This is a genomic window from Rhizobium sp. NFR03 (assembly GCF_900111275.1).
Lineage (GTDB): Bacteria > Pseudomonadota > Alphaproteobacteria > Rhizobiales > Rhizobiaceae > Ferranicluibacter.
This window is the reverse complement of record NZ_FOGR01000002.1, coordinates 210,264-223,167: the sequence shown is the minus strand read 5'-3', so window position 1 is coordinate 223,167 and position 12,904 is coordinate 210,264. Positions and strand designations below refer to the sequence as shown.

The following is a 12,904-nucleotide window of genomic DNA, read 5'->3' as shown; positions in this document are numbered from 1 at the left end:
CGATCCATCAAGGACGACGCCCATGACCGACGTCATCGCCTCAACCGGCGCAACCCATGCCCGCCCGACGACGAACCAGACCGGAGCAAGGCCCTCTCGGAGCGGCATGCGCGGCTGGCTCGTCACGCTGGTCTTCGTCGGCGCCCTGGCCGCCAGCTGGGGACCGGCCGAAATGGGGCGGTGGACCTACCTCTTCTCGGACGCCGGCAACATGGCGACCTATGCCAAGGATTTCCTGAAACCGGATTTCAAGGAATGGGCGTCTTATCTCCGCGAAATGATCGTCACGATCCAGATCGCACTCTGGGGCACCTTTCTCGCGGTTCTCCTGTCCATTCCCTTTGGTATCCTCTCGGCCCACAACATGGCCCCCTGGTGGGTGCTGCACCCGGTTCGCCGGCTGATGGACCTGTTCCGCGCGATCCATGAGATCGTCTTTGCCGTTCTGTTTGTCGTCGCCGTCGGCCTCGGGCCATTTGCCGGCGTCATGGCGCTGTTCGTTCACACGACGGGCATTCTCGCCAAGCTCTTCTCGGAAGCCGTCGAGGCGATCGATCCGCGTCCGGTCGAGGCCATCCGCACCACCGGCGCCTCCCGTCTGCAGCAGGTTATCTTTGGCGTCATCCCGCAGGTTCTGCCGCTCTGGATCTCGTTTTCGCTCTATCGCCTCGAATCCAATATCCGCTCCGCCACCGTGCTTGGCCTCATCGGCGCCGGCGGCATCGGGCAGATCCTTTTCGAGAGCATTCGCGGTTTCTACTATCCTCAGGCCTCCGCGATCCTCCTCATCATCGTTGCAACCGTGACCCTGATGGATATTCTCTCCCAGCAACTGCGCAAGCTCGTCATCTGACGCGCTGTTGCCACGCACATTCACCTCCTACCCGAAAAGCTGCAGCCTCATGCTGCGGAACGGCAGACCATGACACGCGAACAGATCTTCACCCACTGCGCCATCATCCTCCCCACAGAGATCGTCGAGGGCACCGTTCTCGTCCGCGATGGCGTCATTGCCGACATCTGCACGGGGACGACGGCGCACGGGACCGACATGCAAGGCGATTACCTGATGCCGGGCTGCGTCGAACTGCACACTGACCATCTGGAAACGCATATCCAGCCGCGCCCGAAGGTCCGCTGGAACCTTGCCGCAGCTCTACAGGCGCATGACGGGCAGATCGCCACCGCCGGCATCACCACCGTGTTCGACGCGCTTCGCGTCGGGCTCGACGGCGATACGGATCTGGGAACCGGCGATATGGCCGACATGGCGGCAACCATCTCGGCGGCGACGGATGCCAATCGCCTGCGCGCCGAGCACTTCATCCACCTGCGCTGCGAAGTCTCCATGCCCGATGTGGTGGAACAGTTCGATGAGATGAAGCGCAACGACCGGGTTCGGCTGGCATCCCTGATGGATCACGCCCCCGGACAGCGGCAGTTCGTGAGCCTCGAGGCCTACCGGATCTATTATCAGGGCAAGAAGAAGATTTCCGATGCGGATTTCGAAGCGTTCAGTGCCCGGCGTATCGCCCAGTCGGTGGAGAATGCCGACCGCAATCGCCTCGCCCTTGCGGCGCGCTGCCGCGAAGCCGGTATCCCCATGGCCTCGCATGACGATGCGACGGCTGCCCATGTGCGCGAGAGCGTCGATCTCGGCATCGCCCTTGCGGAGTTCCCCACCACGATCGAGGCGGCCACACTCTCCAAGGCTTGTCATCTACAGGTGCTGATGGGTGCGCCGAACGTCGTGCGGGGCGGGTCGCATTCCGGCAATGTCTCCGCGCTCGACCTTCTGGAGTGCGATGCCCTCGATATTCTCTCGTCGGATTATGTGCCCTTCAGCCTGCTTCAGGCGGCCTTCCTGCTCGCCGAGCGCGGACAGACCGATCTGCCGCATGCGGTGCGCATGATCACGGCAAACCCGGCGCGGGCGGCAGGGCTTGCCGATCGCGGCCGGATCGAGACCGGCCTTCGGGCCGATCTGCTTCGCGTGCGGGCGGAGCCCGGTGCGCCGCCTCTCGTGGCCGGCGTGTGGCGGGCCGGCGAACGCGTCGCCTGAGCCAACCGTCCGCCGTCTGCTCCGACCTCAGGCGGTCGGCTGCTTCGTCTTGCGCAGGTAGGGCAGCACCGTATCGAAGCTGCCGAAGCGGGCGATGGCGTCCTCGTTGGAAACAGCTGCCGTGATGATGACGTCCTCGCCCTGCTTCCAGTTCGCAGGCGTCGCCACCTGATGCTTCGCCGTCAGCTGGATCGAGTCGATCGCGCGCAGGATTTCGTCGAAGTTACGGCCGGTCGTCATGGGATAGGTGAGGATCAACTTGATCTTCTTGTCCGGCCCGACCACGAACACCGAGCGCACGGTCGCGTTGTCGGCAGGCGTGCGGCCCTCCGAGCTTTCACCGGCACCCGCCGGCAGCATGTCGTAGAGCTTTGCGACAGCGAGGTCCTTGTCGCCGATCAGCGGGTAATCGACCTCGAAGCCGGTGGCCGTGCGGATGTCGTTCTTCCAGCGCTCATGGCTTTCGACCGGATCGACCGAGATGCCGATGACCTTGACGCCGCGCTTGGCGAACTCGTCCTGAAGGCCCGCCATGGCGCCGAGTTCCGTCGTGCAGACCGGCGTGAAATTCTTGGGATGCGAGAAAAGAACACCCCAGCCATCGCCGATCCAGTCGTGGAACGAGATCGTTCCCTTGCTGGTTTCGGCGGTAAAATTAGGGGCGATATCGTTGATGCGCAGGCTCATGGAACGGTCCTCTTTTCAAGTTGCCGGAAAGTGGCATCATCGCGGCCCTCGTTCAAGGCTGTCCCCGCCTGCACGCCGCAGGGCCGGCCACCAAATTTTCCTCCTCGAATGATAAAAACGAATGCAGTGCCTTGACGAGCCAGGAGATACCGCACGCAAGCCGTCATGACACGATCTACGGGAACACTGGAGACGATGCGCTGTTCGGGCATCCCGACCTTCCAACGGAGCGAGCCCTCTCGTGAAAATGCGATATTTCGTCATCCTCGCCGCCATCGCCATCGTCGTCGGCATCATCCTGTTCGGCACCATGCCCTCGCATGACGACAACCAGCAGGGCGGACAGCCCTCGCCCAGTGCGCTCGATCAGAATCCCTGACGACGTGCCGCTTTGTCAGGGACCGTTGACCAGCGCCAGAATAAGCGTGTGGACAGCGCCGCCCTCGGTGAACTCCGCCTGATCGAAGGCGCGATCGAGATCGCGCCGCTCATCGGAGATGGCGCCCAGGCGGCGGTTCATCTCTGTCTTGATCTTCGTGCAGCCGGGATCGTCCGGCTGCGTCAGCCCGATCGTCGCCGTCTCGATCTTCGCGACAAGTTCGCGAACATATCGTCCGTGCACCGCTTCATGCTGGCGAACGCCGTCGATGAAGCGGGTCCAGCTTGCGCCGACGGGGCCCGAGAGCTTCGCCGTCGGCTTTGGCAGGGTCGTGATGATGGTGAGGCGCGGGATTGCCGATGCGAGGACGCAATCATTGCCGCGTCTCTGGTAGTCTCTTCGCCATGTCAGCTTGAAACGCGTATGGGCAATGACCCTGTTTGCGCCGAGAAGAGGCCCCCGTGCGCCGATCGATGCGTAGAGTTCAGCACCGGTCTTGCCCGAAATCGCGTAGGTTTCGACGGTCTCCGTCGCCTTCACCTCTGCCCTTGCCGGCAAAGGCGCAGCAAGCGCCGGAACCATGGTCGCGGCTATGAAAGCCCAGATCGTCTTCCGTCGTATCACCCGTCATCCCGCCTTTGGCTGCGGGCGGGAACCTACCGCATAATGCCCGAGACAGGAATCGCTTCGAATATAAAATCATCGATCAGATAGAGAGCCCCAGAAAACCGGGCTTCTTTGATCGATCGCCACTCCGGGGGGAATGGCAAAGCATCGTATTCGTGGCCGTGATCAGACACGCACGATGCTCCCATAGATGATAACGCTCAGATACATCAGGAACGCGGCAATGGCGAAAGCCGCGATGAACATAATGATCCCTTTGCCGGCTTTCGATTTACGCTCCGTCTGCTCTGGCGTATCGGCGGAAGGGGCGATGTATGGCTCGCGGTTTCGATCTCCGGTCACGATATTCTCCCGTGTTCCAGCGTCTTGTCTTGGCGATCCTGACGACCAAGGGACGCCATCGTGGCACTGCGTCGGCGGCTGCGGAGCGCCCAGGCGCCGACCACGCCGCAGACACCCACGAGCACGACCACCATGACGATCAGGGATGTGTAATTCTCAGGCATATCGACCTCACGCTCGGCGCGCCGGGGCGCGCTCTGGATGAGCCTGTCGCGACAGAACCGGCGACAGGGGGGAGCCGGCGCGGCCGCGACAGGCATGCCGGCACGGGGCCGGATGAAGGGATGGCGGAGTGCTCCCGCGCATCGTCTGTCGGGGGTCGAACCAGTCCCGGCGCCAAAGGTTCCGAAATCAAGGAACCGACATCCGTATCCGTCAGATGCCGTACGCCGGCTTGACCGACATCACCTGATCACGGCGGGTGACACATCTTCCTTGTCGTTCTCGTCGATCAGGCGCGCGCCGCGCTGACGGGTGAGATATCGCCAGATCCACTGGACGGTGACCAGCATCCGCTTTTCGAAGTTGACGAGGAGATAGACATGGACGATCGCCCAGAGGATCCAGGCAAGATAGCCTTTCAGCGTCCAGCGACCGAAATCGAAGATCGCGGCGTTGCGCCCGATCACGGCGGTGTTGCCGCGATTGGCGAAATGGAACGGCTTGGCCGTCTCGATCGCGTCGGGCCTGGCCAGAAGCTTGCCGAGATAGCGGCCCTGCTGTTTTGCCACCTGTGCAAGGGCTGGCAGCGGCGCGCCGCTCTCGCTCGCCTGGAACGAGGTGTCGCCGAGCGAAAAGATATTCTTGAACCCTTCGACCCGGAGCTTGCCATCCACCGGGATGCGACCGTTCGCCTTGCCCTCGATGCCGAGCCAACGGAAGGCCGGCGACGCCTTGACGCCCGCACCCCAGACGATGCTGCCCGCGCGGACCATTTGTCCGGCGATGACGGCGCCCTCCGCTGTGATATCGGACACCTGCGCACCCAGCCGCACCTCGACGCCTATCTTTTCGAGATAGCGCAGGGCGTAGGCCTGCAGGTGTTCCGGAAAAGCCGAGAGGATACGTGGCCCTGCCTCGACCAGAATGACACGGAGATCGCTTGCCGGAATGGTGCGGAAGTCGCGTGATGCCATCGAGCGACCGAGCTCGGAGATGGCGCCGGCCATCTCGACGCCGGTCGGCCCGCCTCCAACGACGATGCTGGTAAGCAGAGACTTCCGCTCCTCTGGATCCTCCGTCCGCTCTGCCTTCTCGAAAGACAGAAGCAGGCGGTGACGGATACGACGCGCTTCGTGGAGGGTCTTCAGGCCCGGCGCGAAATGCTGCCAATCGTCATGGCCGAAGTAGTTGTAGTCGGAGCCGGTGGCGATCACCAGCTGATCGTAGAAGACGGTGCCGCCATCCCTCAGCATCACCTGTCTGGTCTCGGTATCGACGCCGTCGGCCTCGGCCAGCATGATGTGGATGTTACGGTATCGCCCCAGCGTACGGCGGATCGGCTCGGCGATATCCGCCGGAGAAAGCGCCGCGGTGGCGACCTGATACAGCAATGGCTGGAACAGATTGTGATTTCGCCGGTCGATGACGATCACATCGACATCCGTATCCCCGAGAGCGCCCGCACAGGCCAGACCGCCAAAGCCTGCCCCGATAATGACGACGCGGCGGCGGGGTGGCGTCATGACAGGGTCTGCGGGTTCCAGAACATTCATCACCGAGAACTCCTCATGGCGCAAATAATGAGAGACGCTTATCCGCGATCCCTCACATGAAGCACGAACGGGGTGGGTGAAACAAGGCGCCCTTGCCGAAGCACCTGTTTTCCGAACATCGTCATGGCCCGATCATCGTTATGACAACGTACGGCAAAACAGCCCGGCGATGCAAACCGCCACGACCGGCCATGGTTCCCGAAGATCCGTGCCGTCAGGACGGCGTTCGGAAGACCGGAGCGAAAATTCTATCAGCTGTTGAAAATCGATCCGTTAGCCGGAACCAAGCAAGGTTCACATACTTGACCACCCAGATCGCAGGCCGTGTCAAGCGGACGCGATGGGGATGAAGAACATAGGGATTTTTCCGCTTTCTTCCTATGGCCAACGAAACGGCAGGCGAGCTTCCCACCCATCCGGCCAGCGATCACCCATCCCGCTCTTGGCGTCGTGATCCTGTCTTTCGCAGGCACGCTGCGATCAGCGTGCCGTCTCGTCCGGCTGCGCCTCTCGCTGGAGGCGAAGGCGCTTCAAACGCTCCGTCTTCTCACGAGCGGCGTTCAGCTGCGTGTCGATGATTGCCTGCGCGACCACTTTCGTTTCATCAATATTGCCGAGCGCCGGCCCCGCTTTCGGACGACGCTTTTTCTTCTCTTCGGTCATAGAGGTTCTCTATCTTTAATAAGATGAGTGTTCTCCTCCTCAATGCCTGCACCGTCATTCAACTATTTTAATGCAGGGAGAACCGTACGCAATTGAACAGTTTTATATGCGTTTCATGAAACGGACCGCGTCACGGACCTCTCCATATTCAAACAGCCTTAGCATCGCGGCGGCCTTCATCAGGAACAAATTTCCCGGATATGCGTTTGAAAGCGAACCCGTTCGTAAAGGAACTACCATGCTCAAGTGGGCGCTGATCTTCTTCGTCGTATCCCTCATCACCGGCTTTCTGGGCTTCTCCGGCGTTTCCGCTGCCACAGCGACCATTGCCCGCGTGCTGTTCTTCATCGCCATCGTCGTCTTCCTGATCTTCGTGGTCCTCGCCTTCATGGCGGGTAGCGCCGTGCTCTGAGTCATGCCGTCGACGAGAGCTGGGAATTCAACCTTCCCGGCATCTCGGCCATTTGACCATCGGAGCTTTTAGAAAGAGATTATCATGGACGTCCTGCGCATTCTTCTCGCCATTCTCGTACCGCCGCTTGGCGTCTTCCTTCAGGTGGGTATCGGCCTGCACTTCTGGCTGAACATCCTGCTGACGATCTTCGGCTACATTCCGGGCATCATCCACGCCATCTGGGTCATCCTGAAAAAATAAGCGCGCGACGAGGCTTTCCTGGGCCGAAGCAGAAAAAGTTCATCCGCCACGGAACCAATTCCGTGGCGGATTGTTTGCTATCCGCCAATTGAAAGGGACAGACCGTGAGCGAGCATATCGACGTTGCAAAAGTGGAAAGCAGCCCCTTGCGCCGGGTGCGCAGCGTGGATGACTTCTGCCGTCGATATCGGCTCGGAGATGATGAAAAGCTTCGCCTGACGCGCCTGTTCGGACAGTTTGCGACCGAGCAGGAACTGCTCATGAACGCCACGAGAGCGCCGGTTTTTCGCTAGGTATAGGACGGGCCGCATTTTAATCCGCCCCGGACATCCAACGTAAGAGGCCCGATGCCGCATGCCGGCCCGTCGCAAAACAGGCCGTCAGCAGGTATCCGCCGGTCGGCGCTTCCCAGTCCACCATTTCGCCCGCAACGAAGACGCCCGGCATGTGCCGCAGCATTCCGCTCGGGTCGATCGCTCCGGACGATATGCCGCCGGCGGACGAGATCGCCTCTTCGATCGGCCTTGGTCGAACCAGCGGTATCGGCAGCATTTTCAGCACGGAAGCGAGATCGTTTGCCGGCAAACGATCTGCATTTCGAATCACCTCCCGCAGCAGCGCCAGCTTGGCGCCATCGATCCTTGCCGCCTTGCGCAGACGATTGCTGAAGCTCGCCTTGCGGGGTGCCATCTCCAGAGCGGATGTCAAAGCCTCAAGCGAGCGGCCCGGCAGAAGATCGAGGACGAAGTCGGCCTGCCCCTCCGCCTCCAGCCTATCCCTCAGTGCCGCCGAGTGTGCATAAACGAGGCTACCCTCGATCCCGTGACGCGTGATGACGAACTCGCCCTGTGTGCGCCCGTCTTGGGTGCGCCCGTCTTGTGTACGCCCGTCTTGTGTACGCCCGTCTTGCGACGTCGCCACGACCGACTTTACCGGCGCCCCTGCAAAACGCGCGGCAAACTCCTCACTCCAGGCGACATCGAAACCGCAATTGGCAGGACGGAACGGCGCAACGGCAATTCCCTGGGCTTCCAGCATCGGAACCCATCGGGCGTCGGAACCGAGCCGTGGCCAGCTTGCCCCGCCTAGCGCCAGCACCGTCGCGTGGCTGGCGATCGTCCGGATGCCTTCCGGCGTTTCGAACACGAGGTCATGATCGTTCGCGCTGTCGCTGAAGCCAACCCACCGCCAGCGGGTCTGGATGGTGACACCGCGCGTCTCCAGCCGCTGGCGCCACGCCCGCAACAGGGGCGATGCTTTCATGGCTTTGGGAAACACGCGTCCCGACGAACCGACGAAGGTTTCGACGCCGAGGCCTTCAGCCCAGCGCCGCACGTCTTTGGGAGAGAACGCATCGAGAGCCGGCCGAAGCCTGTCATTGGCTGCGCCGAAGCGGCTGGCGAAAGTGTCGTAAGGTTCGGCATGCGTCAGGTTGAGGCCCGACTTCCCCGCAAGCAGAAACTTGCGGCCGATCGTCGGCATCGCGTCATAGACGGTGACCGCATGCTGTGTTTTCGACAGGATTTCGGCAGCCGCCAGCCCCGCCGGTCCTCCACCGATGATCGCGATCGTCTTTGTCATATTGTCCGCTGTCGTCATGGTTCGTTTCATGCGGCAAAGGCCGGCTCGGTGCAAGATGGCGAGCGGGGCAGGTGTTCAGACGGGGACAGGACACCGGCGAACGCGATCACCGCGGTCACAACCGCGAATGCCCTCACCGCCACCGGTTGCCTCCGGGTAAGCCTGACGTCTATGGTCCCCCATCGATATCCGAACCTCGCGTGCCCAAATCCATGTTTCTCGTCTCCAAGATCTTCTGGCTGATTGCCCAGCCTCTGTCGCTCGCCTTTGCGCTCGTGCTCTCCGGGTTCGTCTCCGTCGTCGCCGGTTACCAGCGGCTCGGGCTTCTCCTGTCAGGGTGCGCGACGCTCCTCCTCTTCGTGACCCTTTTCACGACCACCGGCAGTGTGCTGCTGCAACGGCTGGAAGACCGGTTTCCACGCCCGCCTGCCCTTCCAGCGGATCTCTCCTGCATGATCATCCTCGGCGGCGCCTTCGAGAACGAGGTGATGTCGACGCGCGGCGGAATCGAGTTCAACCAGGCGGCCGACCGCTTCGTCGAGGCGCTGCGCATCGCCCGCCTCGTGCCTGCCGCCCGCATCCTCATATCGGGCGGCGACGGTTCGCTCAGCGGGACCTATGATGGCGATGCAGAGGTTGCCGAGCGGTTCTTTCCGCTCTTCGGCGTACCCGTCGAGCGCCTGATCCGCGAGGACGCGTCGCGCACGACATTCGAAAATGCGGCGAATACGCAGGCACTCCTGTCGCAAAACGGTCTGTCGAACTGCCTGCTGATCACCTCGGCCTTCCACATGCCACGCGCCGTCGGGCTGTTCCGCAAGCTCGGCATAGCCATTACGCCCTGGCCGACGGATTACCGGACGACAGGCAAGGCGCGTTACGGCTTCGACTTCAGCCAGCCGGCGCTCAATGCGCAGCTGACGACGACGGCGGTGCGCGAGTGGATCGGCCTTGCCGCCTATTCCTTCACAGGCCGCACCTCTGCCCTCTTTCCGGCGGCGGAACGCCCATGAGCGTTCTCGATCTTCTCGATTATGCCGGCGTCGCCGTCTTCGCGGCAACCGGTGCGCTGTCCGCCTCGCGCAAGCAGCTCGATATCATCGGCTACATCTTCCTTGCCTCCATCACCGGCATCGGCGGGGGCACGCTCCGCGACGTCATCCTGGGGGCGACGCCCGTCTTCTGGGTGAAGAACCCGCTCTATCTCGTGATCTGCGCGAGTGTCGGCGTCATTCTGTTTTTGTCCTCGCACCGGCTCGATTCACGGTATCGCGCGCTGGTCTGGCTCGATGCGATCGGACTGTCCGCCTATTGCGTGATGGGTGCCGCCAAAGGGTTATCGGCCACGGGTTCACCCGTCGTCGCTCTGGTCACGGGCATGCTCACCGCGACCTTCGGCGGCATCCTACGCGATCTTCTCGCAGGCGAACCTTCGGTGCTTCTGCGCCCGGAAATCTATGTGACGGCGGCACTGACGGGCTCTGCCGTCTTCACGCTCGCAACGCTTGCGGGTCTTCCGCTGATCGCCGCATCCGCGCTCGGCATCGTCTCCGCCTTCATCGTGCGGGGTGGTGCGCTGAAATTCGGCTGGACGCTGCCGACAGGCAAGGCCGGCCCGGGCCGAGACCCTGACGATGTGCTCTGAGAGAAAACACTGACGGGGAAACGACGTGTCAGCGTTGCCGAGGCTTCAGCCGGATCACCACGTCGACATGGGAAATTTCCATGCCTTCCGGAGGCTCGGGAAGGTTGCCGATGGTGATGTTGTTGACGGGGATGTCGAGCACCTCGTTTGCACCTTCCACGAAGAAGTGGTGGTGATCGGAGACATTGGTGTCGAAATAGGTCCTTGCACCCTCCACCGAGAGAACGCGGATCATGCCGGCCTCGGTAAACTGGTGCAGCGTATTGTAGACGGTGGCCAGCGACACGGGCACGCCGACGGTTACGGCCTCCTCGTGCAACTCCTCGACCGTCAGGTGACGGTCACCCTTTGCAAACAGGAGATCGGCCAGCGCCATGCGCTGACGCGTCGGCCTGAGGCCGAAGCGGCGCAAACGGTCGTCGGGCCTCATCTCAGTTTCCATCGTCATGCAGACTTGTCCGGGCAGCTCTTGTTAAGTTGAGTCATCGTGTCGATATAACTTTGGTGGGCCGGCCTTTCAATACACATAAAGGTGCCTGACCCGCCCCGGAGGACAAAAGGCCGCGAAAAAATGACGATATGGCAATTGCTACTGGTTGTTTTCGGTATCATGCGCTATGCGACTGCGGATATAGGCCAAAACCGGCATGTCCCGGACGGCGAGAGAACCACGGGTCGAGCGGCTCGGCAAAAGCAAGACCCGGTTCGCAACCGGGCTAACCTTAGACATCTTGGCGGAGACACCAGACGTTCATGACGACCAGACAATCCAGCTACGGCTACGACGACATCCTGCGTTGCGCGCGGGGCGAACTGTTCGGCCCCGGCAATGCGCAGTTGCCGCTTCCGCCGATGCTGATGGTCCATCGCATAACGGACATTTCCGAAACCGGTGGCACGTTCGACAAGGGGTACATCCGCGCCGCGTATGACGTGAAGCCGGACGACTGGTATTTCCCCTGTCATTTCCCCGGCAATCCCATCATGCCCGGCTGCCTTGGCCTCGACGGCATGTGGCAGTTGACGGGCTTTTTCCTCGGCTGGCTCGGCGAGCCCGGCCGCGGCATGGCCTTGTCCACCGGCGAAGTGAAATTCAAGGGCATGGTTCTTCCCGACACCAAGCTGCTCGAATACGGCATCGACTTCAAGCGCGTCATGCGCGGCCGGCTTGTGCTCGGCATCGCGGACGGCTGGCTGAAGGCCGACGGCGAAACCATTTACCAGGCAACGGATCTTCGCGTCGGCCTGTCGAAGGAAAAGGCAGCCTGATCCTTAAAGGGTCTTACGCGCTTTCTCCAGTTCACTTCAAGAAAAGGTCATCGAGATGAGACGGGTTGTTGTCACGGGTCTTGGTATCGTTTCCTCCATCGGGAACGACGCCGAAGCAGTTACGGCTTCGCTGCGCGATGCGCGCTCCGGTATCAGCTTTTCCAGCGATTTTGCCGAGCACGGGTTCCGCTGCCAGGTCTGGGGCTCGCCCGATCTCGACACGACGGACCTCGTGGATCGGCGCGCGGCGCGCTTCCTGTCGCAGGGCGGCGCCTGGAACCACGTTGCCATGAAGCAGGCGATCGCCGATTCGGGTCTCGAGGAGAGCGACATCTCCGGCAACGAGCGGACCGGCATCATCATGGGTTCGGGCGGACCGTCCACGCGGACGCTGATCGAAGCCGCCGACATCACCCGCAAGAACAACAGCCCGAAGCGCATCGGCCCGTTCGCGGTGCCCAAGGCCATGTCCTCGACCGCGTCGGCGACCCTTGCGACCTGGTTCAAGATTCACGGCGTCAACTACTCGATCTCCTCGGCCTGTTCGACATCCGCGCACTGCATCGGCAATGCCGCGGAAATGATCCAGTGGGGCAAGCAGGACATCATGTTCGCCGGCGGCCATGAGGATCTCGACTGGACGATGTCGAACCTGTTCGACGCGATGGGCGCGATGTCATCGAAGTTCAACGACACTCCGGCGAGCGCCTCGCGCGCCTACGACGTGTCCCGCGACGGTTTCGTCATCGCCGGAGGCGCCGGCGTGCTGGTGCTCGAAGAGCTGGAACATGCCAAGGCTCGCGGTGCGAAGATCTATGCCGAGCTGACCGGCTACGGCGCGACATCCGACGGCTACGACATGGTTGCCCCGTCCGGCGAAGGCGCCATCCGCTGCATGCGGCAGGCGATGGCCACCGTGAAGACGGAGATCGACTACATCAATACGCACGGCACCTCGACGCCGGTCGGCGACAGCAAGGAAATCGGCGCCATCCGCGAGGTCTTCGGGGCGAAGATCCCGCCGGTCCAGTCGACCAAGTCGCTGACGGGCCATTCGCTGGGTGCGGCCGGCGTTCAGGAATCGATCTATGCGCTGCTCATGATGCAGGAACGCTTCATCGGCGAAAGCGCCCACATCACCGAGATCGACCCGGAGTTCGACGGCGTTCCGATCGTTCGCAAGCGTATCGACGATGCGAAGATCGACACCGTGCTTTCGAACTCCTTCGGCTTCGGCGGTACCAATGCCACGCTCGTTTTCCAGCGCTACAACGGGTAA

18 protein-coding genes are annotated in these 12,904 nt (G+C 62.0%); 10 read left to right on the top strand and 8 right to left on the bottom strand.

Annotated features, from left to right (window positions below; genetic code table 11):
• The first annotated feature begins 22 nt into the window (after positions 1-22).
• Positions 23-853, top strand: a complete 831-nt coding sequence (gene phnE / locus BSG19_RS06290; protein ID WP_170865886.1) for a phosphonate ABC transporter, permease protein PhnE — start codon at positions 23-25, stop codon at positions 851-853.
• Positions 854-922: 69 nt separating this feature from the next.
• On the top strand, positions 923-2,062 hold the full coding sequence (locus BSG19_RS06285) for an alpha-D-ribose 1-methylphosphonate 5-triphosphate diphosphatase (protein WP_092986025.1): 1,140 nt from the start codon (positions 923-925) through the stop codon (positions 2,060-2,062).
• 27 nt (positions 2,063-2,089) lie between these two features.
• Here the strand turns inward: BSG19_RS06285 and BSG19_RS06280 are convergent, their stop codons facing one another.
• Entirely contained in the window at positions 2,090-2,749 is a 660-nt protein-coding gene (locus BSG19_RS06280) for a peroxiredoxin (RefSeq protein WP_092986023.1), read from the bottom strand.
• A gap of 241 nt (positions 2,750-2,990) precedes the next feature.
• On the opposite strand from BSG19_RS06280, the gene BSG19_RS25990 reads away from it, so the two are divergent.
• A complete protein-coding gene (locus BSG19_RS25990) occupies positions 2,991-3,128 on the top strand; it encodes a hypothetical protein (protein WP_170865885.1) in 138 nt (45 codons plus the stop codon).
• Positions 3,129-3,143: 15 nt separating this feature from the next.
• Here the strand turns inward: BSG19_RS25990 and BSG19_RS06275 are convergent, their stop codons facing one another.
• From BSG19_RS06275 to BSG19_RS06260, 5 genes are all read right to left on the bottom strand, one after another.
• A complete protein-coding gene (locus tag BSG19_RS06275) occupies positions 3,144-3,752 on the bottom strand; it encodes a DUF922 domain-containing Zn-dependent protease (protein ID WP_244529119.1) in 609 nt (202 codons plus the stop codon).
• A gap of 168 nt (positions 3,753-3,920) precedes the next feature.
• On the bottom strand, positions 3,921-4,097 hold the full coding sequence (locus BSG19_RS25675) for a hypothetical protein (protein WP_244529118.1): 177 nt from the start codon (positions 4,095-4,097) through the stop codon (positions 3,921-3,923).
• A complete protein-coding gene (locus tag BSG19_RS25985; RefSeq protein ID WP_170865884.1) occupies positions 4,094-4,261 on the bottom strand; it encodes a hypothetical protein in 168 nt (55 codons plus the stop codon). Before BSG19_RS25985 ends, BSG19_RS25675 begins: the two co-directional genes overlap by 4 nt.
• A gap of 240 nt (positions 4,262-4,501) precedes the next feature.
• Positions 4,502-5,812 (bottom strand): NAD(P)/FAD-dependent oxidoreductase, encoded by a 1,311-nt coding sequence (locus BSG19_RS06265; RefSeq protein WP_092986017.1) that lies wholly within the window; start codon positions 5,810-5,812, stop codon positions 4,502-4,504.
• Positions 5,813-6,292: 480 nt separating this feature from the next.
• Positions 6,293-6,475 carry a hypothetical protein gene (locus BSG19_RS06260; RefSeq protein ID WP_092986015.1) on the bottom strand — a complete coding sequence of 61 codons (183 nt, stop codon included), beginning with the start codon at positions 6,473-6,475 and terminating at the stop codon, positions 6,293-6,295.
• A gap of 238 nt (positions 6,476-6,713) precedes the next feature.
• On the opposite strand from BSG19_RS06260, the gene BSG19_RS06255 reads away from it, so the two are divergent.
• The 3 genes from BSG19_RS06255 (at position 6,714) to BSG19_RS06245 (ending at position 7,423) form a co-directional block, all read left to right on the top strand.
• A complete protein-coding gene (locus tag BSG19_RS06255) occupies positions 6,714-6,887 on the top strand; it encodes a DUF1328 domain-containing protein (RefSeq protein ID WP_092986013.1) in 174 nt (57 codons plus the stop codon).
• Positions 6,888-6,971: 84 nt separating this feature from the next.
• Positions 6,972-7,130 (top strand): YqaE/Pmp3 family membrane protein, encoded by a 159-nt coding sequence (locus BSG19_RS06250; protein ID WP_092986011.1) that lies wholly within the window; start codon positions 6,972-6,974, stop codon positions 7,128-7,130.
• Between the two features lie 104 nt (positions 7,131-7,234).
• Complete coding sequence (locus BSG19_RS06245) at positions 7,235-7,423, top strand: hypothetical protein (RefSeq protein WP_092986009.1); 189 nt, start codon at positions 7,235-7,237, stop codon at positions 7,421-7,423.
• A 19-nt stretch (positions 7,424-7,442) separates the two neighbouring features.
• On the opposite strand, the gene BSG19_RS06240 is transcribed toward BSG19_RS06245, so the two are convergent.
• Positions 7,443-8,729 (bottom strand): TIGR03862 family flavoprotein, encoded by a 1,287-nt coding sequence (locus BSG19_RS06240; RefSeq protein ID WP_244529117.1) that lies wholly within the window; start codon positions 8,727-8,729, stop codon positions 7,443-7,445.
• A 194-nt stretch (positions 8,730-8,923) separates the two neighbouring features.
• Between BSG19_RS06240 and BSG19_RS06235 the strand changes: the two genes are divergently transcribed.
• The gene (locus BSG19_RS06235; RefSeq protein WP_092986007.1) at positions 8,924-9,724 is read left to right on the top strand and encodes a YdcF family protein; all 801 of its coding nucleotides are present in this window, start codon (positions 8,924-8,926) and stop codon (positions 9,722-9,724) included.
• Positions 9,721-10,356, top strand: a complete 636-nt coding sequence (locus BSG19_RS06230; protein ID WP_092986005.1) for a trimeric intracellular cation channel family protein — start codon at positions 9,721-9,723, stop codon at positions 10,354-10,356. The genes BSG19_RS06235 and BSG19_RS06230 overlap by 4 nt, the downstream gene beginning before the upstream one ends.
• 28 nt (positions 10,357-10,384) lie before the next feature.
• Here the strand turns inward: BSG19_RS06230 and irrA are convergent, their stop codons facing one another.
• A complete protein-coding gene (irrA, locus tag BSG19_RS06225; protein ID WP_092986003.1) occupies positions 10,385-10,804 on the bottom strand; it encodes an iron response transcriptional regulator IrrA in 420 nt (139 codons plus the stop codon).
• Between the two features lie 305 nt (positions 10,805-11,109).
• On the opposite strand from irrA, the gene fabA reads away from it, so the two are divergent.
• Both fabA and fabB read left to right on the top strand, forming a co-directional pair.
• A complete protein-coding gene (fabA, locus tag BSG19_RS06220) occupies positions 11,110-11,625 on the top strand; it encodes a 3-hydroxyacyl-[acyl-carrier-protein] dehydratase FabA (protein ID WP_062595396.1) in 516 nt (171 codons plus the stop codon).
• Positions 11,626-11,680: 55 nt separating this feature from the next.
• On the top strand, positions 11,681-12,904 hold the full coding sequence (fabB, locus tag BSG19_RS06215) for a beta-ketoacyl-ACP synthase I (RefSeq protein ID WP_092986001.1): 1,224 nt from the start codon (positions 11,681-11,683) through the stop codon (positions 12,902-12,904).

Excerpts from the sequence above, each read along its gene's own strand:
- phnE (WP_170865886.1), top strand. The coding sequence starts at position 23 with ATGACCGACGTCATCGCCTCAACCGGCGCAACCCATGCCCGCCCGACG.
- BSG19_RS06285 (WP_092986025.1), top strand. The coding sequence starts at position 923 with ATGACACGCGAACAGATCTTCACCCACTGCGCCATCATCCTCCCCACA.
- BSG19_RS06280 (WP_092986023.1), bottom strand. The coding sequence starts at position 2,749 with ATGAGCCTGCGCATCAACGATATCGCCCCTAATTTTACCGCCGAAACC.
- BSG19_RS25985 (WP_170865884.1), bottom strand. The coding sequence starts at position 4,261 with ATGCCTGAGAATTACACATCCCTGATCGTCATGGTGGTCGTGCTCGTG.
- BSG19_RS06265 (WP_092986017.1), bottom strand. The coding sequence starts at position 5,812 with ATGAATGTTCTGGAACCCGCAGACCCTGTCATGACGCCACCCCGCCGC.
- BSG19_RS06260 (WP_092986015.1), bottom strand. The coding sequence starts at position 6,475 with ATGACCGAAGAGAAGAAAAAGCGTCGTCCGAAAGCGGGGCCGGCGCTC.
- BSG19_RS06255 (WP_092986013.1), top strand. The coding sequence starts at position 6,714 with ATGCTCAAGTGGGCGCTGATCTTCTTCGTCGTATCCCTCATCACCGGC.
- BSG19_RS06250 (WP_092986011.1), top strand. The coding sequence starts at position 6,972 with ATGGACGTCCTGCGCATTCTTCTCGCCATTCTCGTACCGCCGCTTGGC.
- BSG19_RS06240 (WP_244529117.1), bottom strand. The coding sequence starts at position 8,729 with ATGACGACAGCGGACAATATGACAAAGACGATCGCGATCATCGGTGGA.
- BSG19_RS06235 (WP_092986007.1), top strand. The coding sequence starts at position 8,924 with ATGTTTCTCGTCTCCAAGATCTTCTGGCTGATTGCCCAGCCTCTGTCG.
- BSG19_RS06230 (WP_092986005.1), top strand. The coding sequence starts at position 9,721 with ATGAGCGTTCTCGATCTTCTCGATTATGCCGGCGTCGCCGTCTTCGCG.
- irrA (WP_092986003.1), bottom strand. The coding sequence starts at position 10,804 with ATGACGATGGAAACTGAGATGAGGCCCGACGACCGTTTGCGCCGCTTC.
- fabA (WP_062595396.1), top strand. The coding sequence starts at position 11,110 with ATGACGACCAGACAATCCAGCTACGGCTACGACGACATCCTGCGTTGC.
- fabB (WP_092986001.1), top strand. The coding sequence starts at position 11,681 with ATGAGACGGGTTGTTGTCACGGGTCTTGGTATCGTTTCCTCCATCGGG.